This is a genomic window from Pseudomonas sp. MONT-RG-20F-20-E-7-02 (assembly GCF_022662395.1).
In the GTDB taxonomy this organism is placed as follows: Bacteria; Pseudomonadota; Gammaproteobacteria; order Pseudomonadales; family Pseudomonadaceae; genus Aquipseudomonas.
In genome coordinates this window covers 271223-297462 of sequence record NZ_JAKNQN010000008.1, presented here as the reverse complement: position 1 = coordinate 297462, position 26240 = coordinate 271223, and the positions used below count along the sequence as shown (strand labels likewise).

Here is a 26240-nt window from a genome sequence, read left to right as displayed (position 1 = left end):
AGCCGGGGCTTACGGTAACGAAGCCCCGGCTTTTTTTGGCCCTCAAAAAACCCGAAACAACCTAAAACCCCCGGTTTTGCTGGGCGGCACAAAAGTTGGCACGCACCCTGCTATATGCTTAGTACAAAAACAATAACAAGCTCAGTACCAGACAATAAAAATAAGACGAATCGACTCACGCACAATAAAAACAACACGGCGGAGGCGCAGCTAACTGATTCTTTTGGAGAGGCGTTGCATTTGGGGCTTGCCCCGCAACCAGGCCGAGAACAACAAAAACTGCCCTAAGGCAGAGCCTGAACTGGTTGGATCGTAGATCAGCAACACAGCGACCAAAGCAATCCGTTTGCTCTTGACTCCCGATTGGGAGTGTCATGAAGGTGAAATGTCATGGCGAGGGCGATCAACAAAAACAAGAAGCCCGCAATCAATAATAAAAATAGAGCACGCAACTACTTCTGGGGGAGCTTCGGCTCCCCTTGTAGTTTCCGGCATTTGGCCAACCTTCCCTTTCTTTTAAGCATATGGCGCAACGCCTGCAGCTTGTTCCTACACCATCCCTCGACTAAATGCTAGAATCCCGGCCCATCATGCGGTCATTCTTCGTTATGGCCGAACATTCCTTCAAACAGTGCATCCCATGCTGAAGAAGTTGTTCCAGTCATTCCGTTCTCCCTTGCGTCGTACGCAACACATTCGCAGCACGCCTGAAGTGCTTAACAGCAATCAGCATTCATTGCAGCGCGCTCAGTTCAGCCGTTATGCGGTGAACATCGTCGAACGTTTGCAGAACGCCGGCTACCAGGCCTATCTGGTGGGCGGCTGTGTACGTGACATGATGCTCAATATCACGCCCAAGGATTTCGACGTCGCCACCAGCGCCACGCCCGAGCAGGTACGCGCCGAGTTTCGCAATGCGCGCATCATCGGCCGCCGCTTCAAATTGGTGCACATCCACTTTGGTCGCGAAATCATCGAGGTCGCGACCTTCCGCGCCGGCCATCCGCAAAACGATGACGAGGAAGACACTAACCAGTCCTCCCGCAACGAGAGCGGTCGCATCCTGCGTGACAATGTTTACGGCACCCTGGAAGAAGATGCGCAACGCCGCGACTTCACCATCAATGCCTTGTATTACGACCCGGTCAGCGAACGCATCCTCGATTACGCCAATGGCGTACACGATATTCGCAACAACCTGATCCGCTTGATCGGCGACCCGACCCAGCGCTATCAGGAAGACCCGGTGCGCATGCTGCGAGCGGTGCGTTTTGCCGCCAAGCTGAACTTCGGTATCGAGAAGCATACTGCCGCGCCAATTCGCGAGCTGGCACCGATGCTGCGGGAAATTCCCTCGGCACGCCTGTTCGAAGAAGTGCTCAAGCTGTTCCTCTCGGGGTATGCCGCCGACACCTTCGAAATGCTCGTCGACCTGCAGTTGTTCGATCCATTGTTCCCGGCCAGCGCCGAGGCCCTGGAATACAACCCGACGTACACCCACACGCTGATCAGCGAAGCCTTGATCAACACCGACCTGCGCATCAAACAGAACAAACCGGTAACCCCGGCGTTCCTGTTTGCCGCCCTGTTGTGGCCAGCCCTGCCCAAGCGTGTACTGCGCCTGCAAGACCGTGGCATGCCGCCGATCCCTGCCATGCAGGAAGCCGCACACGAGTTGATCGCCGAGCAGTGCCAGCGCATCGCTATCCCGAAACGTTTCACCCTGCCGATCCGCGAGATCTGGGACATGCAGGAGCGTCTGCCGCGTCGCAGTGGCAAACGTGCCGACCTGCTGCTGGACAACCCGCGCTTCCGCGCCGGCTACGACTTCCTGCTGCTGCGTGAAAGCGCCGGCGAGCAGACCGACGGCCTGGGCGAATGGTGGACCGATTACCAGGACGCCAATGACAGCCAGCGCCGCGACATGATTCGTGACCTTGGCAGCAAAGGCGATGGTGCGGGCGAAGGCCCGAAAAAGCGTCGCCGCAGCTCCGGCAGTAAGCGTAAGCGCAGTGCTGATGCCTCGGGCGCTGCAGGCGAATAAACGTGGAACGCATCTACATCGGCATGGGCAGCAACCTGGCTGCCCCGGAGCAGCAATTGCGCAGCGCCACCCAGGCGCTGGCGCAGTTGCCAGGCACGACGCTGGCTGGCGTGTCGGCCTTCTATCAAAGTGATTCCCTGCTCCCAGGCCAACCGCGCTACACCAATGCGGTCGCGGCCCTGGACAGCACCCTCGCACCACTGGCGCTGCTTGATGCGCTGCAAGCCATCGAAAACGACCAGGGCCGTGAGCGCCTTGAGCGTTGGGGCCCGCGCACCCTTGATCTGGATATCCTGTTGTTTGGCGAGCGTCTTATCGATGAGCCGCGCCTGAAGGTGCCTCATTACCAGATGCACCTCCGCGCGTTTGTGTTGTACCCGTTGGCTGAGCTCGCACCCGCCGACCTGCAATTGCCAAATGGCCAAACGCTTGAAGAGCTGCTGACGGCCTGCCCGTTTGTCGGCCTGGAACGCCTCACCACTGCTTGATTCGCCCCCTGTAACAGCGGTAACACCGCCCTCGTAACAATGCGGTAACACATCCAATTGACTTCCCGAGTCCTCATCACGACTATAGGCGTCCCGCTGCCGCCAACCCGGCGCTGAAGGGCGCAATCCAGGCCTTATAAGCACTGCTCTCAAGACGGTGCGCCTGTATAGAACGAAGACTCACGCGCGTTACTCGCTGTTTCCAAGCGCCTGAACGAGGACCCTTTTCATGCCAGACATTACCCTGACCACCTTGCAGAGCCTCAAGCTCAAAGGTGAAAAAATCACCATGCTGACCTGCTATGACGCCACCTTCGCCCAGGCCAGCTGCCAGGCCGGGGTCGAGGTGCTGCTGGTGGGTGACTCCCTGGGCATGGTTCTTCAAGGGCATGACAGCACCCTGCCCGTCACCACCGATGAACTCGCCTACCACACCGCCAGCGTCAAGCGCGGTAACGACGGCGCCTTTATCATCGCCGACCTGCCGTTCATGGGTTATGCCACGGTAGAACAGACATTCCAGAACGCCGGCAAACTCATGCAAGCCGGTGCGCACATGATCAAAGTGGAAGGCGCCGTATGGCTCGCCGAGTCGATTCGACTGCTGGCTGAGCGTGGCGTCCCCGTGTGTGTGCACATGGGCCTGACGCCACAGTCGGTGAATATCCTCGGCGGCTATAAAGTACAAGGCCGCAATGAAGCCCAGGCGCGCCAGATGCGTGCGGACGCCATCGCCCTGGAGCAAGCAGGTGCCGCGATGATTCTGCTGGAGTGCGTACCGAGCGAACTGGCGGCGGAGATCACCCAGGCCGTCAAAGTGCCGGTGATTGGCATCGGCGCAGGCTCCGCCACCGACGGCCAGGTCCTGGTGGTGCACGACATGCTCGGTCTGTCGCTGACCGGCCGAGCACCTAAGTTCGTGAAAAACTTCATGGCCGGCAAGGACAGCATTCAGGCTGCACTGAGCGCCTACGTCGACGAAGTCAAAGCCGTGACATTCCCTGGCGACGAACACGGGTTCTCTGCATGAACACCGTTAAAACCGTAAGAGAACTGCGCTCCGCCGTCGCCCACGCGCGCAGTGCCGGTAAACGCATCGGCTTCGTGCCCACCATGGGCAACCTGCACAGCGGCCATGCCACCCTGGTGACCAAAGCCGCGCAGCAGTCGGACTTTGTGGTGGCGAGCATCTTCGTCAACCCACTGCAATTCGGTGCCGGCGAAGACCTGGACAAATACCCGCGTACGCTGGCTGCCGACCAGGAAAAGCTGCTGCAAGCCGGCTGCAACCTGTTGTTCGCGCCCACCGTCGAGGAAATGTACCCCGGCGGCATGACCGGCCAGACCCGCGTCAGTGTTCCGCAACTGTCCGAAGGCCTGTGTGGCGCCAGCCGCCCGGGGCACTTCGAAGGTGTGGCCACGGTGGTCAGCAAGCTGTTCAATATGGTCCAGCCGGACATGGCTGTGTTTGGCCAGAAGGATTACCAGCAACTGGCGGTGATCCGCGCCATGGTGCATGACCTGAACATGCCTATCCAGATCATCGGCGAGCCGACCGTGCGGGCTGCCGACGGCCTCGCGCTATCATCGCGCAACGGTTACCTCAGCGACGAGCAGCGCGCCATTGCGCCGGTGCTGTACCGCAGCCTCAGCCAGATTGCCGACGCGATAAAAGCCGGTGACCACGATTTTGCCAAGCTGCGTGCCGAGCAGATCCAGCACATCGAAGCCGCCGGGCTGCGCATGGATTATCTCGAGGTGCGCCAAGGCGTGCACTTGCGTCCGGCCACGGCTGAGGATCGCGATGTGGTGATCCTGGTGGCCGCGTACCTGGGTGCGACGCGCCTGATCGACAACTTGCACCTGAACCTGGCCTGACCACTCCCGCCTTTTCTGCTTCAAAAACAGCGCATCTGTTGCCCTCCCCGCTGTGCCGGTATAAAAAAGTACCGGCTACAGCGCAGACAAAGCCAAGACATATCGACACGCTAGGTTTAATGTAATCGCCCTGCGCTCTTGGTTAGCGCTGTCCGGAACCCAGCGCTTGAGAAAAGACTGGACGTTCCGAACCCTGAAGTGTCCTAAAGGCAGTCCCCGTAATAAAAAGGAAACCCGCAGCGATGGCGTACTACCGCACTCCTCATGACGTTACCGCTCTGCCCGCCTGGCAAGCGCTCAATCAACATCGCCAAGCCATGCAGGATTTCAGCATGCGCGAAGCCTTCAATGCCGATCCCCAGCGCTTTTCGCAGTTCACCCTGAGCAGCTGCGGGCTTTTCCTCGATTATTCGAAAAACCTGATCACCACCGAAACCCGTGACCTGTTGGTGGGGCTGGCCAAGGAAGTCGACCTTAAAGCCGCCATCGACGCGCTGTACGCGGGCGAACCGGTCAACTCGTCCGAAGGCCGCCCGGCCCTGCACACCGCTCTACGCCGCCCGGTGGGTGACAAGTTGTCGGTCAATGGCGTGAACATCATGCCCGACGTGCACAAGGTGCTGAACCAGATCACCGACCTCGTGGGCCGCATCCACGATGGCCTGTGGCGTGGCTACACCGAGAAGCCGATCACTGACGTGGTGAACATCGGCATCGGTGGCTCGTTCCTTGGCCCGGAGCTGGTCTCCGAAGCGCTGTTGTCCTACGCGCATAAAGGCGTGCGCTGCCACTACCTGGCGAACATCGACGGCAGCGAGTTCCACGAGCTGACCATGAAGCTGCGCGCCGAGACCACGTTGTTCATCGTCTCGTCGAAATCCTTCAATACGCTGGAAACCCTGAAAAACGCCCAGGCCGCGCGCGCCTGGTACTTGGCCCAGGGTGGCTCGGAAGCCGAGCTGTACCGCCACTTCATCGCCGTATCGAGCAACAACGCGGCAGCCGTGGCGTTCGGTATTCGCGAAGAAAACATTTTCCCGATGTGGGACTGGGTCGGCGGCCGTTACTCGCTGTGGTCGGCCATTGGTTTGCCAATCGCGCTGGCCATCGGCATGTCCAACTTCAAGGAACTGCTGTCCGGTGCCTATACCATGGACCAGCACTTCCAGAACGCCCCGTTCGAACAGAACATGCCGGTGCTGCTGGGCCTGCTGGGCGTGTGGTACGGCAACTTCTGGGGTGCGCAGAGCCATGCGATCCTGCCGTACGACCACTACCTGCGTAACATCACCAAACACTTGCAGCAGTTGGACATGGAATCCAACGGCAAAAGCGTGCGCCAGGACGGCACGCCGGTGTCCACCGATACCGGCCCGGTTATCTGGGGCGGCGTAGGCTGCAACGGTCAGCACGCGTACCACCAGTTGCTGCACCAAGGGACCCAACTGATCCCGGCCGACTTCATCGTGCCGATCGTCAGCTTCAACCCGGTTTCCGATCACCATCAGTGGTTGTACGCCAACTGCCTGTCCCAAAGCCAGGCACTGATGCTCGGCAAGACCCGCAGCGAAGCCGAAGCCGAGCTGCGCGAGAAGGGCCTGCCGGAAGCTGAAGTACAGAAGCTGGCCCCACACAAGGTGATCCCGGGCAACCGTCCGAGCAACACCCTGGTGGTGGAGCGCATCAGCCCACGGCGCCTGGGTGCATTGGTGGCCATGTATGAACACAAAGTGTTCGTGCAGAGCGTGATCTGGGGCATCAACGCCTTTGACCAATGGGGCGTGGAGCTGGGCAAGGAGCTGGGCAAAGGCGTTTACAACCGCCTGACCGGCGCCGAAGAAACCGTGGCTGACGATGCGTCGACCCAAGGTTTGATCAACTACTTCCGCGGTCGTCACCGCGGCTGAGGCCGGTAGCCCGAGGCCAACGTCCGTTTGGACGTTGGCCTTGAACCCTCTTCCCACAGCGTGCATCTTTATGCCTTGTCCCGAAAACAAGAATAAGGACCGCTCATGTTCGATATCAGCACATTTCCCGCCGCCGATGCCGTCCGCCGGGCTGCGCAACTCAGTCAAGCCGAGTACCAGCGCCTCTACCGCCAATCCATCGAACAACCGGACACCTTCTGGGCCGAACAGGCCAAGGGCTTTCTCGACTGGATAACACCTTGGCACACCGTTCAACAGTCAAACATCAAGACCGGCGCCGCCCAATGGTTTGCCGGTGGCCAACTGAACGTCAGCTACAACTGCATCGACCGTCACCTCGCCCAACGCGCCGATCAACCGGCCTTCATCTGGGAGGGCGATGATCCTGCAACATCGTCCAAAATTACCTACCGCCAACTGCATCAAAACGTCAGCCGCCTGGCCAATGTGCTGAAAAGCCGTGGCGTGAAGAAAGGCGACCGGGTGTGCATCTACATGCCAATGATCCCGGAAGCCGCCTACGCGATGCTCGCCTGTACGCGGATTGGCGCGGTGCATTCCGTGGTCTTCGGTGGGTTCTCACCGGACGCCCTGCGCGACCGTATTCTCGACGCCGACTGCCGCACCGTGATCACCGCCGATGAAGGCGTGCGCGGCGGCAAGCCGGTGGCGTTGAAAAAGAATGTCGACAAGGCCCTGGCCAGTTGCCCGAACGTCAGCACCGTATTGGTCGTGGAGCGCACGGGCGCAGACCTTATCTGGGTCAAAGACCGCGATCTCAAGTACCAACAAGCCCTGGATGCCGCCAGTGACGACTGCCCGCCCGAGCCGATGGGCGCCGAAGACCCGCTGTTTATCCTCTACACCTCCGGCAGCACCGGCAAACCAAAGGGCGTGTTGCACACCACCGGCGGCTACCTGCTGCAAGCGGCAATGACCTTCAAATACGTGCTCGATTACCGTGATGGCGAAGTGTTCTGGTGCACCGCCGACGTTGGTTGGGTGACCGGCCACAGTTACATCGTGTATGGCCCGCTGGCGAACGGCGCCACCTCGCTGATGTTTGAAGGCGTGCCGAGCTACCCGGACAGCTCGCGCTTCTGGCAGGTGATCGACAAACACCAGGTGAATATCTTCTACACCGCGCCCACCGCGCTGCGCGCCTTGATGCGCGAGGGCCACGGGCCACTGGAAAACACTTCCCGCGCCAGCCTGCGCCTGTTGGGCAGCGTCGGCGAGCCGATCAACCCGGAAGCCTGGGACTGGTACTTCAATGCCGTTGGCGAGCAGCGCTGCCCGATTGTCGACACCTGGTGGCAGACTGAAACCGGCGGCATCATGCTCAGCCCGCTGGTCAGCGCCCAACGCATCAAACCTGGCTGCGCGACCCAGCCGATGTTTGGCGTGCAGCCCGTGCTGCTGGATGAGCAAGGCAAAGAAATCAGCGGTGCCGGCAGTGGCGTGCTGGCGATCAAAGCCAGCTGGCCGGGGCAGATTCGCAGCGTCTATGGCGACCCGCAACGCATGATCGACACCTATTTCAAACCCTACCCCGGTTACTACTTCACCGGCGACGGCGCGCGCCGCGATGAAGACGGCGACTACTGGATCACCGGGCGTATCGATGACGTGATCAACGTGTCCGGCCACCGTATCGGCACCGCCGAAGTGGAAAGTGCGCTGGTGCTGCATGACCAGGTGGCCGAAGCCGCCGTGGTCGGCTATCCCCACGACGTCAAAGGCAAGGGGATTTACGCCTTCGTCACGCCAATGAACGGCGTCGAGCCCAGCGATGCGTTGAAAAAGCACCTGCTCGACCTGGTCAGCAAGGAAATCGGCAGCTTTGCCAAGCCGGAACTGATCCAATGGGCACCGGCCTTGCCGAAAACCCGCTCCGGCAAGATCATGCGACGAATTTTGCGCAAGATCGCCTGCAACGAACTGGACAGCCTGGGCGATACCTCGACCCTGGCCGACCCCAGCGTCGTCGACGGCCTGATCGACAAACGCCTGAACCGCTAGGAACCCCTGAGTCGCCATGGAATTTATCCGCAGCCGCATCGAATCCCAGTTGATGAGCCTTACCGGCCTGTCGCTGGGCCAGCTGGACCTGGAAAACCCCAAAGGCGACCCAGGCCTGTTCGGGCCGGACTCGGTCTGCTGGCAAGTGCATGGCGACTTCAGCAGCATGCTCATCGGCGGCATCAGCGCCTTGATGCTGCAAGCGCTGCACCCGCTGGCGCTGGCAGGCGTGTGGGACCACTCGAACTTTCGCCAGGACATGCTCGGGCGCCTGCGGCGCACATCGCAATTTATTTCCGGCACCACCTTCGGCTCGCGCAAAGACGCCGAATGGCTGATTGAGAAAGTGCGCACCATCCACTTGCAGGTAACAGGGCATGCCCCGGACGGGCGGCCTTACGCGGCCAGCGACCCGGAGTTGCTGACGTGGGTGCATGTGGCGGAAGTCAGCAACTTCCTCGCGGCCCACTTGCGTTATCGCAACCCACATCTGTCGGGTCGCGACCAGGACCGCTACTACAGTGAAATCGCGCTGGTGGCCGAACGCTTGGGCGCGCGGCATGTTCCGCGTTCACGGCAGGAAATTTCGGATTACCTGGTGCGTATTCGTCCGCAACTGCTGTGCGACGAGCGCAGCCGCGAGGTGCTGCGCCTGCTGGTCAATGCGCCCGCGCCCAGCACGCTGGCCAAACCTTTTGGCAGCTTGATGATGCAGGCCGGCATCGACCTGCTGCCGGACTGGGCGAGCAGCCTGCTCGAACAGCACCAGAGCCCGCTACAGCGCCAGATGATCCGCCTCGGGGTCAAGCGCAGCGCGCCGATGCTGCGCTGGGCAATGCGCAATGGTTCGGTGCAGCGCGCCCATCGGCGGATGGGGTTGATGTAGGCGGCGCCCCATAACTGTTAAACTCCGCGCCCATATTTACGCAAGCAAGGCGCGCTCCATGACTCCCTTGAATCAGGCGCTGCGCGCCGCCCTCGATCACCGCGAAGACCTGATCAACCAGTTGCACGCCCAGGGCACCGACTGCTACCGGTTGTTCCACGGCAGCCAGGAAGGCGCCGGCGGCCTGACCATCGACCGTTACGGCCCGCAATTGCTGGTGCAGAGCTTTCACCAGTCGCTGGAAACCGCCGACCTTTTGGACCTGCACCAGCAGATCAACCAGTTCATGGGCCTGGAGTTGCTGCTGGTGTACAACGACCGCTCCCGTGGCAACTCGCGGATCGACCGTGAAGACACGGTGTACCGCGCCGAACCTGCGGCGCTGGAAGACTTGGTCGGCCACGAATGGGGCCTCAATTACCGCGTGCGTGGGCGCCACGCCGGGCAAGACCCGCTGCTGTTTCTCGACCTGCGCAACACCCGCGGTTGGGTCAAGGACCACAGCGCCGGCAAAAGCGTGCTCAACCTGTTCGCCTACACCTGCGGCGTCGGCCTGAGCGCAGCAGCCGGTGGCGCCCGCGAGGTGTGCAACCTGGACTTCGCCGAAGGCAACCTGGCGGTCGGTCGCGAAAACGGCCTGCTCAACCCGCAATTGCCGGCCATGGAATTCGTGCAGTCCGACTACTTCCCGGCGATTCGCCAACTGGCGGGCTTGCCGATCACCCAGCGGCGCGGGCAAAAACTGCCGAGCTATCCGCGCCTTGAGCAGCGCCAGTTTGACCTGGTGCTGCTCGACCCGCCGGCCTGGGCCAAAAGTGCCTTCGGCACCGTCGACCTGTTGCGCGACTACCAAAGCCTGCTCAAACCTGCGCTGTTGGCTACTGCCGACGATGGCGTGCTGATCTGCTGCAACAACCTGGCAAAAGTCAGCATGGAGGATTGGCGTGAACAGGTGCTGCGTTGCGCCGAAAAAGCCGGTCGGCCGGTACGCAACTGGCAAATCATGACGCCGGGAGCGGACTTCCCCTCACAGGACCAACAGCCGCCGTTGAAAACCCTGATCCTGCAGTTGTAGTACTTTTCCCAAGAGCCCCGGTGCTTCGGAACCGAAAACCCGTGCCATACTCCAAGGCACTCCTGTTCGACATAGATGGCGTCACTCATGCCCAAAGGATTGATCCGCGCCGCTGGCGCCTTGTTGACCGCCCTGGCTCTGTACAGCTTGCTGGGCTTTCTGATTCTGCCGGGCATCGCCCTTCGCATTGCCAACCAACAGTTGGCCAACTACGCCACGGTGCCGGCCCGCCTCGAGCGCATCGAGCTCAACCCGTTCAGCCTGGAAGTCACGGCATGGGGCTTGAAGATCGGCGAACCGGGCAAGGAGCAAGTGGGTTTCGAGCGCCTTTACGCCAACCTGCAGATCGACAGTCTCTGGACCCGCGCCCTGCACCTGGCCGATGTGCAACTCGACCAGCCCAAGACCGAGCTGCTGTTCGACAAGTCCGGCAAGTTGAACCTGGCGCAATTGTTCAAGCTGCCGCCGAGTGAACCCACCCCGACCGACCCTAACGCCAAGCCGTTTCCGCTGCGCATCGACAGCATCAAGCTGGCCGGTGGCTACGTGCACTTTCAGGATTTGCGCCCCAGCGAACCGATCGAATTCCTCTACAACAAACTCGACTTTGAGCTGAAAAACCTCAGCACCTTGCCGGAAGACAATGCCGACATGACCTTGGTCGCGGCCGGCCCTGAGGGCGGGCAGATCGACTGGAAAGGTAATTTCAGCCTGGTGCCGATCACGTCCGAAGGCACGCTGAAAGTCACCGACGGCAAGATGAAAGCCTGGTGGCCGTATGTGCGGGACTCGGTTCCGCTGGTGCTTGAAGACGGCGTGCTGAATTTCAGCACCGACTACAAATTCAGCCTGGCCAAAGAAACCGAACTGAACCTGACCAACACCGCCGCCAGTATCGCGCCGTTTGCGATCAAGGCACCGGATGGTCGGCCACTGGTGCGCCTGGAACGCCTGGACGTCAGCGAAACCACAGTGGACCTGGCCAAGCAGCAGGTCGTAGTGGGCAAGATACGCAGTAACAAGCTGGAAACCTGGGCGGCCCGTGAGGCCGATGGCCAGCTGGACTGGCAGAAACTGTTTGCCAGCCAGCCGAGCAAACCAGCCAAGGCGCCGGAGCCTGCCACAGCACCCGCGACTGCCGACTCGCCGAAAGCTGAACCTGCTGCCCCAAGCAAACCTTGGCAAGTACTGCTCAAGGATGTGCAACTGCGCAACTATCAGGTGCACCTGGCTGACCGTGCGGCCAAGCCTGCCGTGGCGCTGGAACTGGGCCCATTGAATGTCGACGTGCAGAACTTCGACAGCCTCAACAAAAGCCCTTTTACCTTGAAAGTCGACACCGGCCTGGGTAAACAAGGCAAGATCCAGGCAACCGGCGAGGTCAACCTCAACCCGGTCAGCGCCAAACTCAAAGTGAATACACAGGACATCGACCTGCGCGTCGCCCAGTCCTATATCAGCCCGTTCATTCGCCTGGAATTGCGCAGCGGCATGTTGGGCAGCAACCTGGATGTGAACCTGAAAAGCACTGAGCCATTGGCGCTTCAGGTCACCGGCCGCGCTCAGGTCGACCAATTGCACACCCTGGACACGCTCAAGACCCGCGACTTCCTAAAGTGGCAGCGGCTGGTGCTCGAAGGTGTGAACTACCAGCACGGCGATAGCTTGTCGATCGACAAGGTCAACCTGCTGCAGCCGTATGCGCGCTTCATGATCAACGACGACCGCACCACCAACATCGACGACTTGCTGATTCCGCAGCCGGCCGACAGTGGCGCTAAATCAGCAGGCAAACCTGCGGCCAGTAAAGACAAGCCGTTGGGCATTCATATCGGCCAGATCGCGATCAACGACGGCTCGGCCAACTTCGCCGACTTCAGCCTCACACCGAACTTCGCCACGGCCATTCAGCAGCTCAACGGCCAGATCGGCACCATTGACAGTCGCCAGGCCAAACCGGCCAGCGTCGACATCAAGGGCAAGGTTGATCGCTATGCGCCGGTGACTATCAAAGGCAGCGTGAACCCGTTTGATCCGATGGCGGCGCTGGACATCGCCACCAGCTTCAAACGCGTCGAGCTGACCACGTTGACGCCGTATTCCGGCAAGTTCGCCGGTTTCCGCATTCGCAAGGGCCGTCTCAACCTTGACCTGCATTATGTGATTACCAAAGGCCAGTTGAAGGCTGAAAACAAAGTGGTGGTTGAACAGCTGCAACTCGGTGAGAAAGTCGACAGCGCCGATGCCGTGGACTTGCCGATTCGCCTGGCGATCGCCCTGCTCAAGGACTCTGACGGCAAGATCTCCATCGAACTGCCAGTGACCGGCGACCTGAACAACCCGCAATTCAGCGTGATGCCGATCGTGTGGCAGACCCTGCGTAACCTGGTGGTGCGCGCAGCGACGGCGCCGTTCAAGTTTATCGGCGGGCTGGTGACTGGCGGGGGCTCGGAAGACCTGGGCAATGTGTCGTTCGCCCCAGGCTCCAGCGAATTGAACAAAGACGCCGAAGGCGCGCTGAACACCCTGGCCAAAGCGCTGAAAGAGCGCCCTACCCTGCGCCTGGAAATCGAAGGCACGGCGGCGGCCAGCAGCGACGGGCCGTTCCTGGCCGCTGAGCGTCTGGAACGTGAATATCAGTACAACTACTACAAAATCCTCCAGCGTCGTGGCGACAAAGTCCCGGCCCAGGCTTCGTTGCTGGTGGTGCCAGAGAAGGAAAAGGCGCCGTTGCTGGAAGGCATCTACCGCACGCGCTTGAAACAACAGCCGCCAGCCGAATGGAAAGACTTGAGCAGCGATGAGCGCACCGCGAAGCTGCGTGATGGCTTGATCAAGTTCTGGGGCGCCAGCGACGTACTGCTGCGCCAGCTGGGCCAAGACCGGGCCAGCACCATCAAGGACTACTTGGTGGACAAGGGCCAGTTGGAAGATGACCGGGTGTACTTCATTGACGCCAACCTTGGGCAGGCGGAGAAGGATGGTCGAGTGGTAACGCCGATGCATCTGGATGCTGAGTAACGTCTGCGCAACACCTATACAAATGTGGGAGCTGGCTCGTCGGATCGCCGCATCGCTGCGATAGCATCACCTCGGTGCAGCTTAACTACCGAGGTGTCTGAATCGCAGGCAAGCCAGCTCCCACATTTGCTTCACATTGACCTGTCGAATGTATTCCAGACCCACAATAGAACAAGCCCCGACACAAGTGCCGGGGCCTGTAATGACCACATCCGTGTGGCCGGTCGCATGAACTCCAGAGGTGCTGGGTGGATAACTAACTCACCCTAAGCCGCCGCCGTCTCGTTCAGACGAATAGTTAAGCGTTACTCTGCTTTCAGGCCATCGGCCGATACAGCTTTAACGCCTTTGATTTTCTTGGTGATGTTCACCGCGGTAGTTTTCTGAGCTTCAGTCACAGCGACGGAAGAGGACAGGGACACTACGCCTTTGTTGGTTTCGACTTTGATGTCGGTGCCAGGAATGCCTTTCTCGGTTACCAGGTCAGCTTTCACTTTGGTGGTGATCCAGGTGTCAGAGGTAGCACCTTTGGCGTCAGCGGCTGCGCCTTTGGTTTTGTCGATGTTGTCTGCTTTAGTAGCGCCGCCAGCCATCAGGCCATCAGCGGAAACAGCGGTAACACCTTTGATTTTCTTGGTGATCGCTACGGCAGTGGCTTTCTGCGAGTCAGAGATCGCAACTGTCGAGGACAGGGAAACCACACCTTTGTTGGTCTCAACCTTGATGTCCGAGCCAGGGATGCCTTTTTCAGTCAGCAGGTCGGATTTAACTTTGGTGGTGATCCAAGTATCCGAAACGCTTTCTTTAGCCTTGGTAGCTTCACCAGCCGCCATGGTCATTGGGGCTTGGGAAGTCTGAGCAAAGGCTACGTTAGCACCCATGGCCAGAGTCAGAGCGGTAGCAGTAGCGAGAGCGAACTTCTTCATACGAGTAACTCCTGTTTTATTAAAAGTCTGCAGTGTGTATACCTTGATGCTGCAGCGTTAACAGGGTTATTGCAGGCAGCGTGCCAAGTACCAATTGAAAATATTATTCATATAAATCAATAACTTATAAAAACAGCCATTTTTCGGAATCGTGCAACTTGCATGAAGTCGATCGTGCCTGCGTGCAAGTTGCGGCTTTTGGGATTTACTAAGCGACTGATTTCCCGGCATTTTCCTATGGGCATAAAAAAAGGACTCCGAAGAGTCCTTTTTTCAGCGTGAGCTGGCGGGTGATTAAACGCCCGAAGCCTTGGCTGCTGCTACGTCCTTGATGGACAGCTTGATACGGCCGCGGTTGTCCACGTCCAGTACCAGTACTTCGACTTCCTGGCCTTCTTTCAGAATGTCGGTCACTTTCTCAACACGAGCGTCGCTCAGCATGGAGATGTGAACCAGACCGTCTTTGCCCGGCAGGATGTTGACGAATGCGCCGAAGTCGACGATGCGCTCAACTTTACCGACGTAGATCTTGCCGATCTCGGCTTCAGCGGTGATGCCCAGAACGCGCTGACGTGCAGCTTCAGCAGCTTCCTTGGTTTCGCCGAAGATCTTGATCGAGCCGTCGTCTTCGATGTCGATCGAAGCCTTGGTCTCTTCACAGATCGCACGAATGGTCGCGCCGCCTTTACCGATAACATCACGGATTTTGTCGGTGTCGATTTTCATCGCGATCATGGTCGGAGCATTTTCCGACAGTTCGGTACGGGACTGACCGATGATCTGGTTCATCTGACCGAGGATGTTCAGGCGCGCTTCCAGGGCTTGGCCCAGAGCGATTTCCATGATTTCTTCGGTGATGCCTTTGATCTTGATGTCCATCTGCAGCGCGGTAACGCCTTTAGCGGTACCGGCTACTTTGAAGTCCATGTCGCCCAGGTGGTCTTCGTCACCCAGGATGTCGGTCAGGATGGCGAACTTCTCGCCTTCTTTAACCAGACCCATGGCGATACCGGCAACCGGTGCCTTCATCGGTACACCAGCGTCCATCAATGCCAGGGAAGCACCGCAAACGGAGGCCATGGAGCTGGAACCGTTGGACTCGGTGATTTCCGACACCACGCGAATGGTGTACGGGAACACGTCGGCGGCAGGCAGCATGGCGGCAATCGAACGACGGGCCAGACGGCCGTGACCGATTTCGCGACGGCCAGCACCACCCATGCGACCACACTCACCTACCGAGAACGGAGGGAAGTTGTAGTGCAGCATGAACGGGTCTTTTTTCTCGCCTTCCAGGGTGTCCAGCAGCTGTGCGTCACGGGCGGTGCCCAGGGTCGCGACTACCAGGGCCTGGGTTTCACCACGGGTGAACAGGGCCGAACCGTGAGTTTTCGGCAGAACGCCGACTTCGATGTTCAGCGGGCGTACGGTGCGGGTGTCGCGACCGTCGATACGTGGCTTGCCGTTAACGATGTTTTCGCGAACGGTGCGGTATTCGATTTCGCCGAATGCAGCTTTGACGTCGCTGGCGGAAGGCTGGCCTTCTTCACCGGACAGCTTGGCTACAACCTGGTCCTTCAACTCGCCCAGGCGAGCGTAACGGTCGGCCTTGACGGTGATGGTGTAGGCGTCGGAGATGGCAGCGCCGAACTCGGAGCGGATCGCGCCCAGCAGTTCAGTCGCTTCAGCTTGTGGAGCCCAGGACCAAGTAGGCTTGGCGGCTTCAGCGGCCAGCTCTTTAACGGCGTTGATCACAACCTGGAACTCGTCGTGAGCAAACAGTACCGCGCCCAGCATCTGGTCTTCGGTCAGCTCTTTGGCTTCCGATTCAACCATCAACACGGCTTCCGAAGTACCGGCAACGACCATGTCCAGGCTCGACGCTTTCTGTTGTTCGTAAGTCGGGTTCAGCAGGTAGCCAGTGCTTTCGTGGAACGCAACGCGGGCAGCGCCGATCGGGCCATCGAAAGGAATGCCGGAGATGGCCAGGGCAGCCGAGGTACCGATCATCGCAGCGATGTCCGGATCGGTCTTTTTGCTGGTTGAAACGACGGTGCAGACAACCTGCACTTCGTTCATGAAGCCTTCTGGGAAGAGCGGACGGATCGGACGGTCGATCAGTCGGGAAGTCAGGGTTTCTTTTTCGGAAGGACGGCCTTCGCGCTTGAAGAAACCGCCAGGGATCTTACCGGCAGCGTAAGTCTTTTCCTGGTAGTGAACGGAAAGAGGGAAGAAGCCTTTGCTTGGGTCAGCGGTCTTGGCGCCAACAACGGTCACCAATACGGTGACGTCGTCGTCAACGGTAACCAGCACTGCGCCGGAGGCTTGACGGGCGATACGGCCTGTCTCGAGGGTAACGGTCGACTGACCGAACTGGAATGTTTTGATAACCGGGTTCACGGTGTCCTACCTTCTTTGTGGCTCTTGGGGGAACTTGTTTTCTTGCGAAATTCTTGGGCAATGTCGGGAATCGGCCCGACCCTCGTCCAGGGTAAAACGTGTATCCAGATAAAACTTGAGGCTGGGAGCCTGCCATGGGCCAGCGGGAATCCCACTGACACACGGCAAACAACCAACCTCTAGCGCAATCGCTTATTAGCGACGCAGACCCAGGCGACCGATCAGAGCCTGATAACGACCCAGATCCTTGCCTTTCAGGTAGTCCAGCAGCTTACGGCGCTGGTTTACCATGCGGATCAGACCACGACGGGAGTGGTGGTCTTTACCGTTGGCCTTGAAGTGACCTTGCAGCTTGTTGATGTTGTGGGTCAGCAGTGCAACTTGCACTTCTGGCGAACCAGTGTCACCAACAGCTTGCTGATAGTCAGCAACGATTTGTGCTTTTTCTTGAACGTCGAGAGCCATGAGGCAATCCTTTTTTCAGGAAACCACCCAAAGGGCAGTTTCAACAGGCCAGGGACAAATCCCTGTATCTAGAAATGAGTGTTGACCGTGCCTGTTAACAGCCACACTCGTTCGGTCATTCTGACCGAATCAGTCGACGCGGCGCGATGCGCCCGTCTTCGCTCACTTCACCGATACCGATGAAGCGACCGTTATGATCCTGTACCCGCACCATGCCGAACTTCGGAGCGTCCGGGGCACGTACCGGCTGGCCGTTGAGCCAGTAGAACGCGCTGTGCTCCGAGAAGTGCAGCAATGGCCAATCGAGCAAACCGCTGTCCGATGGCATCAGGAAGCGATCAACTGCTTCATTGCCGCCTTCGGCGTGTACGGCTTCCAACTCTTCCAGCGTAACCGTCTGAGCCAGGCTGAAAGGCCCGGCCTGGGTGCGTCGCAGTTCTGCAACGTACGCGCCGCAACCAAGCTTTTCACCAATATCTTCCACCAGGGTACGGATATAGGTGCCTTTGCTGCAGTCCACGGCCAGTCGGGCAGTGTCGCCTTCATGGGCGAGCAATTCCAAGCGCGCAATAGTAACAGAACGCGGTTCGCGCTCCACTACTTCGCCCGCACGTGCCAGCTTGTAAAGAGGCTGGCCATCACGCTTGAGTGCCGAGTACATCGGCGGTATCTGACTGATTTCCCCGCGAAAACCGGGTAAAGCAGCTTCAATATCAGCACGACCAACGGTCACATCGCGAACCTGCAAAACATCACCCTCGGCGTCGGCCGTGGTGGTGGTCTTGCCCAGCTGCATCAGGGTTTCGTAACCCTTGTCGGAATCGAGCAGGTATTGCGAGAACTTGGTCGCCTCACCAAAGCACAATGGCAGCACGCCGGTGGCCAGTGGGTCGAGGCTGCCGGTGTGCCCGGCCTTCTCCGCATTGAGCAGCCAGCGAACCTTCTGCAAGGCAGCATTGGAGGTAAAGCCAATGGGCTTGTCGAGCAGAATGATGCCGCTGACGTTGCGACGGATACGTTTGACCTGAGCCACCGCTTACTCCTTGGCGTCTTCAGGTGTGGACGGGTGCTGGCTGTCTTCAGCCACGGCGCGCTCGATCAGGGCCGACAGGTGCGCGCCACGCACGACGCTTTCGTCGTAGTGGAAGTGCAACTGAGGCACGCTGCGCAGCTTCATTTCACGGGCCAACTGCATACGCAGGAAACCTGCGGCCGAATTGAGCACCTTGATGCTTTGCGCGATTTCTTCGCTGCTGTCCTGCCCCATCACGGTGATGAAGATTTTGGCGTGACCCACGTCACGGCTCACTTCAACGGCGGTGATGGTGACCAGGCCAACACGGGGATCTTTGACTTCGCGACGGATCAGTTGGGCCAGCTCGCGCTGCATCTGATCGCCGATACGTTGGGTACGGCTGTATTCTTTTGCCATGTCTTGTTACCTGTTACTGCCACACGGTGAAACCCGTGGGGTCTGAAAGCGGCAAACGCCCGGCCTGACAAAAGCCAGACCGGGCGTTGCGTTTAGAGTCCGTACGCTGCGCGGGGCATTTGCATGCCCACACGCGGCGTGGCTCCGGAAGTGCGCGAGTTAGAGGCTGCGAGCAACCTGAACCTTCTCGTAGACTTCGATCTTGTCGCCAGCCTTGACGTCGTTGTAGCTCTTGACGCCGATACCGCATTCCATGCCGGCACGTACTTCAGACGCGTCATCCTTGAAGCGGCGCAGGGATTCCAGCTCGCCTTCGAAGATAACGATGTCTTCACGCAGTACACGGATTGGACGGTTACGGTACACGGTGCCTTCGACAACCATGCAGCCGGCAATCGCGCCGAACTTCGGCGAACGGAACACGTCACGCACCTCGGCGATACCCAGGATATTCTCCCGAACGTCGCTGCCAAGCATGCCGGTAAGGGCTTTCTTGACGTCTTCGATGATGTCGTAGATGACGTTGTAGTAACGCATGTCCAGGCCTTCCTGCTCGACGATCTTGCGAGCGCCAGCATCGGCACGCACGTTGAAGCCGAACAGTACAGCGTTGGAAGCCAGTGCCAGGTTGGCGTCGGATTCGGTGATACCACCGACACCGCCACCGACAACGCGCACTTGCACTTCGTCGTTACCCAGGCCGTTCAAGGCGCCGTTCAACGCTTCGAGGGAACCACGAACGTCAGATTTGAGGACGATGTTAAGCGTCTTCTTCTCTTCCTGGCCCATGTTCTCGAAGATGTTTTCCAGCTTGCCGGCGTGAGCACGGGCCAGCTTGACTTCGCGGAACTTGCCTTGACGGAACAGAGCCACTTCACGGGCTTTCTTCTCGTCGGCAACTACGCTCATCTCGTCGCCAGCGTCCGGGGTGCCGTCCAGGCCGAGGATCTCGACCGGGATAGCCGGGCCGGCTTCCTTGATTGGCTTGCCGTTCTCGTCGAGCATGGCACGTACACGGCCGTAGTTCGAACCGACCAGCACCATGTCGCCTTGGCGCAGAGTACCGTCTTGAACCAGAACGGTCGCAACCGGGCCACGGCCCTTGTCCAGGCGGGATTCAACAACAACACCACGGCCAGGAGCCGATGGAGTCGCGGTCAATTCCAGAACTTCGGCTTGCAGCAATACGGCTTCGAGCAGTTCGTCAACGCCGGTACCCATTTTCGCGGAAACCGATACGAATGGCGTCTCGCCGCCCCACTCTTCAGACGTCACGCCGTGAACCGACAGTTCGCTACGGATGCGATCGAGATCAGCGCCCGGCTTGTCGATTTTGTTCACAGCCACAACCAGAGGAACACCGGCAGCCTTGGCGTGCTGGACAGCTTCAATGGTCTGCGGCATCACGCCGTCGTCCGCTGCAACTACCAGAATCACGATGTCGGTCGCCTTGGCACCACGGGCACGCATCGCGGTAAACGCGGCGTGACCAGGGGTGTCGAGGAAGGTGACCATGCCGCGCTCGGTTTCAACGTGGTACGCACCGATGTGCTGGGTGATACCGCCGGCTTCGCCTGCAGCAACCTTGGCACGACGGATGTAGTCGAGCAGGGAAGTTTTACCGTGGTCAACGTGGCCCATTACGGTCACAACCGGTGCACGGGAAACTGCCTCACCTTCAAACTTCAGGGACTCAGCCAGGGAATCTTCCAGGGCGGTGTCGCTGACCAGGGTCACTTTGTGGCCGAGCTCTTCAGCAACCAGTTGGGCAGTTTCCTGATCCAGTACCTGGTTGATGGTGGCCGGAGTACCCAGCTTGAACATGAACTTGATGATTTCAGCTGCCTTGACCGACATCTGCTGGGCGAGATCGCCAACAGTGATGGTCTCGCCGATCTTCACTTCACGCACGACAGGGCCGGTTGGGCTCTGGAAACCGTGGGCGTTGCGTTTTTTCAGCTTGGCCTTGCCGCGACCACCACGACGGAAGCCATCGCTTTCTTCGTCGGTAGTACGTGGAGCAACGCGTGGAGCAGGCGCTTTCTCTTTGACCGAGGCACGATGTGGAGCGTTTTTACGCTCGCCATCGCCACCACCACCGCGACGATTGTTATCGTCGGCACGTGGCTTGTCCGGACGACGAGGCTCGTCGCGCTTGCGAGCGTCTGCTGCAGGAGCAGGTGCAGCGGCAACCGGAGCGGCCTCACGCACAGCTTCAACAGGCGCTACAGGCGCGGCGGCCGCTTCAGTACCAGCAGGTTGCGCAGCAGCAGGCTGGCGACGCGCTTCTTCTTCGGCGCGACGCTTGGCTTCTTCTTCAGCCTTCTGACGAGCAGCATTTTCTACTGCGCGACGTTCTTCCAGTTCGCGTTTGCGCTCGGCTTCGATTTCTTCCGGGCTGCGCTGTACGAAGACTTTCTTCTTGCGTACTTCAACGCTGATGCTCTTGCTACCAGCAACACGCAGGGTGCTGGTGGTTTTGCGCTGCAATGTAATCTTGCGCGGTTCTTCCACTTTCGCCTTGTGGCTGCTCTTCAAGTGAGTCAGCAAAGACTGCTTCTCACTGTCGCTCACACCTTCGTCGGCGGCGGTGTGCGGCAGACCTGCCTCACGCATCTGCTGCAACAGGCGCTCCACCGGTGTTTTGACCTCATCGGCCAGTTGTTTCACCGTGACTTGCGTCATGCACTTCTCTCCTCAGGCCGCGCCTAGTTACTCGAACCAATGGGCTCGGGCGGCCATGATCAACTTGCCGGCACGATCATCGTCAATGCCGTCGATGTCGAGCAGATCGTCAATAGACTGCTCGGCCAGGTCTTCGCGGGTAATTACGCCGCGCACCGCCAGTTCCATCGCCAAATCCTTGTCCATACCCTCAAGCGAGAGCAGGTCTTCGGCCGGATGGGCGTCTGCCAGCTTTTCCTCAGTAGCGATGGCTTTAGTCAACAAACGATCCTTGGCCCGAGCGCGAAGCTCGTTGACGGTGTCTTCGTCAAAGCCGTCGATGTTGAGCATTTCTTCCAACGGTACGTAGGCAATCTCTTCCAGGCTGGTGAAGCCTTCATCTACCAGCACCTGTGCCAGGTCTTCGTCGACTTCCAGCTCGTCGATGAAGTTGCGCAGGATGTCACCGGTTTCAGCTTGCTGCTTAGCCTGGATGTCCGATTCGGTCATCACGTTCAGGGTCCAGCCGGTCAGTTGGCTGGCCAGACGCACGTTCTGACCACCACGACCAATGGCCTGAGCCAGATTGTCTGCGCCGACGGCGATGTCCATTGCATGGGCATCCTCGTCAACGATAATTGCCGCCACTTCAGCTGGCGACATGGCGTTGATCACGAACTGCGCCGGGTTATCGTCCCACAGGACGATGTCCACACGCTCACCGCCCAATTCGCCCGACACTGCCTGGACGCGCGAACCGCGCATACCAATGCAAGCGCCCTGCGGGTCGATGCGTTTGTCCTTGGAGCGGACCGCGATCTTGGCGCGCGAACCCGGGTCGCGGGACGCAGCCATGACTTCGATCAGGCCTTCGGCGATTTCCGGCACTTCGATACGGAACAGCTCGATCAGCATTTCCGGCGCGGTACGCGACAGGATCAACTGAGGGCCGCGGTTCTCGGTGCGGATTTCCTTGAGCAGCGCACGCAGACGCACGCCGACACGGAAGGTTTCGCGAGAAATGATGTCTTCGCGAGCCAGCAACGCTTCAGCGTTGTTGCCCAGGTCGACGATCACGTTGTCGCGGGTTACTTTTTTCACGGTGCCGGAGATGATTTCACCCAGGCGTTCGCGATAAGCGTCAACGACTTGAGCGCGCTCGGCTTCGCGAACCTTCTGCACAATGACCTGCTTGGCGGTCTGTGCAGCAATACGGCCGAATTCGATCGATTCGATCTTTTCTTCGACGACATCACCGACCTTGGCGCCAGGGTGCGTTTCGGCAACCTTGCTCGGCCAGGTTTCGATGGCCGGATCATCAAGATCGGCTTCTTCGACGACCGTCCAGCGACGGAAAGTCTCATAGGCACCGGTGTGGCGGTTGATTTCCACACGCAGATCAACTTCGTCTTCAAAACGCTTTTTGGTAGCAGTGGCCAGGGCCAGCTCCAGCGCTTCAAAAATCACGTTTGCCGGTACGCCCTTTTCATTGGATACCGACTCAACAACCAGCAGTACTTCTTTGCTCATCGTACGCCTCGCCTTTCGCAAGCCATTGGATCCGCGGGATCCGCGTCTCAGTCAAAACTGGGAATAATGTTGGCCTTGTCGATCATATCGATCGGCAACAGGAACTCATGGTCGTCTACCTGCACCACGACATCCTGTTCTTCTACACCGCGCAGAAGGCCCTGAAAGTTGCGTCGCCCTTCAAAGGGAGAACGCAGCTTGATCTTCACTTGTTCACCGGCAAATTTTGCAAACTGATCAATAGTGAACAGTGGGCGTTCCATGCCAGGCGAGGAAACTTCGAGGGTGTATTCAACGGAGATCGGATCTTCTACATCCAGGACACCGCTGATCTGACGGCTGACAATGGCACAATCGTCCACCAGCACGCCGCCCTCTTTATCGATATAAACGCGCAACATTGAGTGGCGACCTTGAGCCGAAAACTCAATACCCCAGCATTCATAGCCTAGGGCCACGACCACCGGGGCCAGCAAGGCCTGCAACTCTTCTAGCTTGCTCGACACCTGAACCCCCTCGTGCATGTATGTGCATGCTGTGCAAAATAAAAAAATGGGCGAAACGCCCATCCTTGAAACGCCGTCGAACAGCGGCGTTGAAAGTGTCCAGCTAACAAAAAGCCCCTTAAAAGGGGCTCCGCTAAAACTGGTTGCGGGGGCCGGATTTGAACCGACGACCTTCGGGTTATGAGCCCGACGAGCTACCAGACTGCTCCACCCCGCGACAAAGCTGGGGCGGAAGTATACGACCGATCCCTTACAGGGTCAATGCAACCTTCCACCTACAAGAAAGCCCGCAACAGCGGGCTCTCCTGATAATTGGTACCGAGAAGGGGACTCGAACCCCTACACCCTATGGGCACAACCACCTCAAGGTTGCGTGTCTACCAATTCCACCACCTCGGCAATACAGCGCTTACAACCCTTCTTACTTTTGCTCTTGAGCTGGAGGTACGTCAGTCGCTGGAGTAGCCGACTTTTGCTCTTGAAGCACCGGGACATCATCAGAAGCCGGTTTTGCTTTTGGTACTTCCAACACTGCCGGGTTTGGGAGACCTACTTGAGTCAGCACATGAGCTTTCTCTTTAGCAAAGTAACCTAACCCTAAGCTGGTTATGAAGAAACCGGCGGCAAGTATAGCAGTAAACTTACTAAGAAAGGTAGAGGAACCTTGGCTTCCGAACACAGTATTTGAAGCACCTGCACCGAAAGACGCACCAGCATCCGCACCTTTACCCTGTTGCAACAAAACCAGGGCAACTACGCCCAGGGCAGCCAACAGATGAAAAACGACTACGACTGTTTCCAGCATTTTTTCAGTTTCCCGCGGCGCGACAGATCGCACCGAACTCATCTGCATTCAGGGAAGCTCCACCAATGAGCCCCCCATCGATATCCGGCATGCCGAACAGTTCGACCGCATTGGCCGCCTTCACGCTGCCGCCGTATAGAAGCCGCACACCTTGTGCGACTTCAGAATTCTCTGCCGCCAACTGAGCGCGGATGGCTGCGTGCACATCCTGCGCCTGTTGCGGTGTAGCAGTCAGCCCGGTGCCAATGGCCCAGACCGGCTCGTAAGCAATTACTGCCTTTGCAAATGCACCGACACCCAGCTCCTCGATGATGCTGCCCAGCTGACGCGAGACAACTTCAAGAGTTTTTCCTGATTCACGCTGCTCAAGGGTCTCCCCTATGCACAACACCGGAATCAAGCCACAAGCCTGTGCCGCTGCGAACTTGCGATTGAGTGTCCCATCACGCTCGCCCATCATCTGACGGCGCTCGGAGTGCCCGACAAGCACATAGGAACAACCCGCATCAACCAGCTGACTCGGCGAAATCTCACCAGTCAACGCACCTTGCATGGGCTCCACCGCAGAATTCTGCGCGCCGACCTGAATCGACTTGCCTTTCAAGCCATCAACCACTTGATTGATATGCAAGCAAGGCGGGAAAACCGCAACATCAACACCGCTAGGCAAGGCCAAGTGACGAAGGCCATTGATCAGCTCAGCGACACTGGCGCGGGTACCGTGCATCTTCCAGTTACCAGCTACCATAGTGCGACGCATGCTGTACCTCGTCGGTCAAAGTGGGCGCAGATGTTACCCAACCACATCATCACTGGCAAGCCGAATTCAGGCGCAAATTTCAGTTACCAGTTTTGCCAGGTCTTCGGCATGGCCGCGAACCTGTACTTCGTCTTCACCTTCGACCATGACACGCACCAGTGGCTCTGTGCCGGACTTGCGCAACAACACCCGCCCGCGCCCCGCCATTGCCAGGGTTACACGCTCGCAGGCATCTTTGACAGCAGGGTGCTCGATAGGGTTTTCGCCGCCCGCAAAACGCACATTGAGCAAAACTTGCGGGCATTTGCGCAGCGCTTGACGCGCCTGAGCCAGGCTCTCTTCACGGCGACGCAAAGACAGCAACACTTGCAGCGCGGCAATAATGGCATCGCCTGTGGTGGTGTGCTGGAAGCAGACAACATGCCCGGAGTTCTCACCGCCCACCTGCCAGTTACGCTCCAGCAACTCGGCGATCACATAACGGTCACCGACATTGGCACGCACAAACGGGATCCCCAGCTCAGCCAGGGCCAGCTCAAGCCCAAGGTTACTCATCAGCGTACCGACGACACCGCCTTGCAGCTTGTTACGCTCGTGCAGGTCGCGGGCAATAATGAATAACAGGTCATCACCGTCAACCACCGTACCGGTGTGATCCACCATCAGCACACGGTCACCGTCGCCGTCAAAGGCGATACCCAGGTCGGCATGCTCAGCCAGGACCGCAGCCTGCAGCTGCTCCATATGGGTGGAGCCGCAATTTTCATTGATGTTCAAACCATTCGGCTGAGCCGACAGCACCGTTACGTCCGCGCCCAACTCTTTGAACACGCTCGGCGCGACCTTGTAGGTTGCACCGTGGGCACAATCGACAACGATCTTCAGCCCGGCGAAATTGGTGCTGGTAGGCACGCTGCTTTTGCAGAATTCGATGTACCGGCCAGATGCGTCGTTGATGCGTGACACCTTGCCCAGCTTGCTGGACTCGACCACCGTCATCGGTGCATCCAGCAGCTCTTCGATCATCAGCTCGATCTCGTCCGGCAATTTGGTGCCCTGGCCCGAGAAAAACTTGATGCCGTTGTCATCATGAGGGTTATGCGAGGCGCTGATCACGATACCGGCTTCAGCGTGAAAGGTACGCGTCAGGTAGGCGATAGCAGGCGTCGGCATTGGCCCCAACAGCATCACATCAGCACCGGCGGCGGACAAACCCGCTTCAAGTGCGGACTCAAACATATACCCCGAAATTCGGGTGTCCTTGCCTACCAGGATGCGGCACGCGCCCATGCTGCGGAACGCCATACCTGCCGCCCAACCCAGTTTGAGCATGAAATCAGGAGTAATCGGAAACTCGCCGACCCGACCACGAATACCGTCGGTGCCAAAATATTTTTTAGTCATAAGTGC

General features: G+C 58.8%; 20 protein-coding genes and 2 tRNA genes. 9 read left to right on the top strand and 13 right to left on the bottom strand.

What is annotated here, in order from left to right:
• The first annotated feature begins 640 nt into the window (after positions 1-640).
• The 9 genes from L8I05_RS23470 (at position 641) to L8I05_RS23430 (ending at position 13342) form a co-directional block, all read left to right on the top strand.
• The gene (locus tag L8I05_RS23470) at positions 641-2044 is read left to right on the top strand and encodes a polynucleotide adenylyltransferase PcnB (protein WP_159959921.1); all 1404 of its coding nucleotides are present in this window, start codon (positions 641-643) and stop codon (positions 2042-2044) included.
• A gap of 2 nt (positions 2045-2046) precedes the next feature.
• Positions 2047-2532, top strand: coding sequence for a 2-amino-4-hydroxy-6-hydroxymethyldihydropteridine diphosphokinase (gene folK, locus L8I05_RS23465; protein ID WP_177017985.1), 486 nt, complete (start codon positions 2047-2049; stop codon positions 2530-2532).
• A gap of 229 nt (positions 2533-2761) precedes the next feature.
• The gene (gene panB / locus L8I05_RS23460; protein ID WP_177017986.1) at positions 2762-3562 is read left to right on the top strand and encodes a 3-methyl-2-oxobutanoate hydroxymethyltransferase; all 801 of its coding nucleotides are present in this window, start codon (positions 2762-2764) and stop codon (positions 3560-3562) included.
• Positions 3559-4410 (top strand): pantoate--beta-alanine ligase, encoded by an 852-nt coding sequence (gene panC, locus L8I05_RS23455; protein ID WP_177017987.1) that lies wholly within the window; start codon positions 3559-3561, stop codon positions 4408-4410. Before panB ends, panC begins: the two co-directional genes overlap by 4 nt.
• A 242-nt stretch (positions 4411-4652) precedes the next feature.
• Positions 4653-6317, top strand: coding sequence for a glucose-6-phosphate isomerase (gene pgi / locus L8I05_RS23450; RefSeq protein ID WP_159959929.1), 1665 nt, complete (start codon positions 4653-4655; stop codon positions 6315-6317).
• A 105-nt stretch (positions 6318-6422) separates the two neighbouring features.
• The gene (acs, locus tag L8I05_RS23445; RefSeq protein WP_242171713.1) at positions 6423-8360 is read left to right on the top strand and encodes an acetate--CoA ligase; all 1938 of its coding nucleotides are present in this window, start codon (positions 6423-6425) and stop codon (positions 8358-8360) included.
• 16 nt (positions 8361-8376) lie between these two features.
• Positions 8377-9246, top strand: coding sequence for an oxygenase MpaB family protein (locus L8I05_RS23440; protein WP_242171712.1), 870 nt, complete (start codon positions 8377-8379; stop codon positions 9244-9246).
• A 58-nt stretch (positions 9247-9304) separates the two neighbouring features.
• Complete coding sequence (locus L8I05_RS23435; RefSeq protein WP_242171710.1) at positions 9305-10321, top strand: class I SAM-dependent methyltransferase; 1017 nt, start codon at positions 9305-9307, stop codon at positions 10319-10321.
• 87 nt (positions 10322-10408) lie between these two features.
• On the top strand, positions 10409-13342 hold the full coding sequence (locus L8I05_RS23430; protein ID WP_242171707.1) for a DUF748 domain-containing protein: 2934 nt from the start codon (positions 10409-10411) through the stop codon (positions 13340-13342).
• A gap of 305 nt (positions 13343-13647) precedes the next feature.
• Here the strand turns inward: L8I05_RS23430 and L8I05_RS23425 are convergent, their stop codons facing one another.
• The 13 genes from L8I05_RS23425 to glmM form a co-directional block, all read right to left on the bottom strand.
• Positions 13648-14268 (bottom strand): BON domain-containing protein, encoded by a 621-nt coding sequence (locus L8I05_RS23425; RefSeq protein WP_159959937.1) that lies wholly within the window; start codon positions 14266-14268, stop codon positions 13648-13650.
• A gap of 294 nt (positions 14269-14562) precedes the next feature.
• Positions 14563-16668 (bottom strand): polyribonucleotide nucleotidyltransferase, encoded by a 2106-nt coding sequence (gene pnp / locus L8I05_RS23420; protein WP_177017992.1) that lies wholly within the window; start codon positions 16666-16668, stop codon positions 14563-14565.
• A gap of 195 nt (positions 16669-16863) precedes the next feature.
• On the bottom strand, positions 16864-17133 hold the full coding sequence (rpsO, locus tag L8I05_RS23415; RefSeq protein ID WP_003176135.1) for a 30S ribosomal protein S15: 270 nt from the start codon (positions 17131-17133) through the stop codon (positions 16864-16866).
• Positions 17134-17248: 115 nt separating this feature from the next.
• Positions 17249-18166 (bottom strand): tRNA pseudouridine(55) synthase TruB, encoded by a 918-nt coding sequence (gene truB / locus L8I05_RS23410; protein WP_015885916.1) that lies wholly within the window; start codon positions 18164-18166, stop codon positions 17249-17251.
• 3 nt (positions 18167-18169) lie between these two features.
• A complete protein-coding gene (rbfA, locus tag L8I05_RS23405; RefSeq protein ID WP_016973761.1) occupies positions 18170-18565 on the bottom strand; it encodes a 30S ribosome-binding factor RbfA in 396 nt (131 codons plus the stop codon).
• A gap of 159 nt (positions 18566-18724) precedes the next feature.
• Positions 18725-21250, bottom strand: a complete 2526-nt coding sequence (gene infB / locus L8I05_RS23400) for a translation initiation factor IF-2 (protein WP_159959941.1) — start codon at positions 21248-21250, stop codon at positions 18725-18727.
• 27 nt (positions 21251-21277) lie between these two features.
• On the bottom strand, positions 21278-22759 hold the full coding sequence (gene nusA, locus L8I05_RS23395; RefSeq protein ID WP_008057419.1) for a transcription termination factor NusA: 1482 nt from the start codon (positions 22757-22759) through the stop codon (positions 21278-21280).
• Between the two features lie 47 nt (positions 22760-22806).
• Positions 22807-23265 (bottom strand): ribosome maturation factor RimP, encoded by a 459-nt coding sequence (rimP, locus tag L8I05_RS23390; protein WP_197626733.1) that lies wholly within the window; start codon positions 23263-23265, stop codon positions 22807-22809.
• Positions 23266-23405: 140 nt separating this feature from the next.
• Positions 23406-23482, bottom strand: a tRNA-Met gene (locus tag L8I05_RS23385).
• 96 nt (positions 23483-23578) lie between these two features.
• A tRNA-Leu gene (locus L8I05_RS23380) sits at positions 23579-23664 on the bottom strand.
• A 22-nt stretch (positions 23665-23686) separates the two neighbouring features.
• Positions 23687-24070: a preprotein translocase subunit SecG gene (gene secG / locus L8I05_RS23375; RefSeq protein WP_010206600.1), complete on the bottom strand. Its 384-nt coding sequence runs from the start codon at positions 24068-24070 to the stop codon at positions 23687-23689.
• 4 nt (positions 24071-24074) lie between these two features.
• Entirely contained in the window at positions 24075-24830 is a 756-nt protein-coding gene (gene tpiA, locus L8I05_RS23370; RefSeq protein ID WP_003194193.1) for a triose-phosphate isomerase, read from the bottom strand.
• 66 nt (positions 24831-24896) lie between these two features.
• Complete coding sequence (gene glmM / locus L8I05_RS23365; protein ID WP_159959945.1) at positions 24897-26234, bottom strand: phosphoglucosamine mutase; 1338 nt, start codon at positions 26232-26234, stop codon at positions 24897-24899.
• Positions 26235-26240: the final 6 nt, after the last annotated feature.

Bases quoted from the DNA above. Each gene is read 5' to 3' on its own strand.
- L8I05_RS23470 (WP_159959921.1), top strand. From the start codon at position 641: ATGCTGAAGAAGTTGTTCCAGTCATTCCGTTCTCCCTTGCGTCGTACG.
- panB (WP_177017986.1), top strand. From the start codon at position 2,762: ATGCCAGACATTACCCTGACCACCTTGCAGAGCCTCAAGCTCAAAGGT.
- panC (WP_177017987.1), top strand. From the start codon at position 3,559: ATGAACACCGTTAAAACCGTAAGAGAACTGCGCTCCGCCGTCGCCCAC.
- pgi (WP_159959929.1), top strand. From the start codon at position 4,653: ATGGCGTACTACCGCACTCCTCATGACGTTACCGCTCTGCCCGCCTGG.
- acs (WP_242171713.1), top strand. From the start codon at position 6,423: ATGTTCGATATCAGCACATTTCCCGCCGCCGATGCCGTCCGCCGGGCT.
- L8I05_RS23440 (WP_242171712.1), top strand. From the start codon at position 8,377: ATGGAATTTATCCGCAGCCGCATCGAATCCCAGTTGATGAGCCTTACC.
- L8I05_RS23435 (WP_242171710.1), top strand. From the start codon at position 9,305: ATGACTCCCTTGAATCAGGCGCTGCGCGCCGCCCTCGATCACCGCGAA.
- L8I05_RS23430 (WP_242171707.1), top strand. From the start codon at position 10,409: ATGCCCAAAGGATTGATCCGCGCCGCTGGCGCCTTGTTGACCGCCCTG.
- L8I05_RS23425 (WP_159959937.1), bottom strand. From the start codon at position 14,268: ATGAAGAAGTTCGCTCTCGCTACTGCTACCGCTCTGACTCTGGCCATG.
- rpsO (WP_003176135.1), bottom strand. From the start codon at position 17,133: ATGGCTCTCGACGTTCAAGAAAAAGCACAAATCGTTGCTGACTATCAG.
- rbfA (WP_016973761.1), bottom strand. From the start codon at position 18,565: ATGGCAAAAGAATACAGCCGTACCCAACGTATCGGCGATCAGATGCAG.
- infB (WP_159959941.1), bottom strand. From the start codon at position 21,250: ATGACGCAAGTCACGGTGAAACAACTGGCCGATGAGGTCAAAACACCG.
- nusA (WP_008057419.1), bottom strand. From the start codon at position 22,759: ATGAGCAAAGAAGTACTGCTGGTTGTTGAGTCGGTATCCAATGAAAAG.
- secG (WP_010206600.1), bottom strand. From the start codon at position 24,070: ATGCTGGAAACAGTCGTAGTCGTTTTTCATCTGTTGGCTGCCCTGGGC.
- tpiA (WP_003194193.1), bottom strand. From the start codon at position 24,830: ATGCGTCGCACTATGGTAGCTGGTAACTGGAAGATGCACGGTACCCGC.
- glmM (WP_159959945.1), bottom strand. From the start codon at position 26,234: ATGACTAAAAAATATTTTGGCACCGACGGTATTCGTGGTCGGGTCGGC.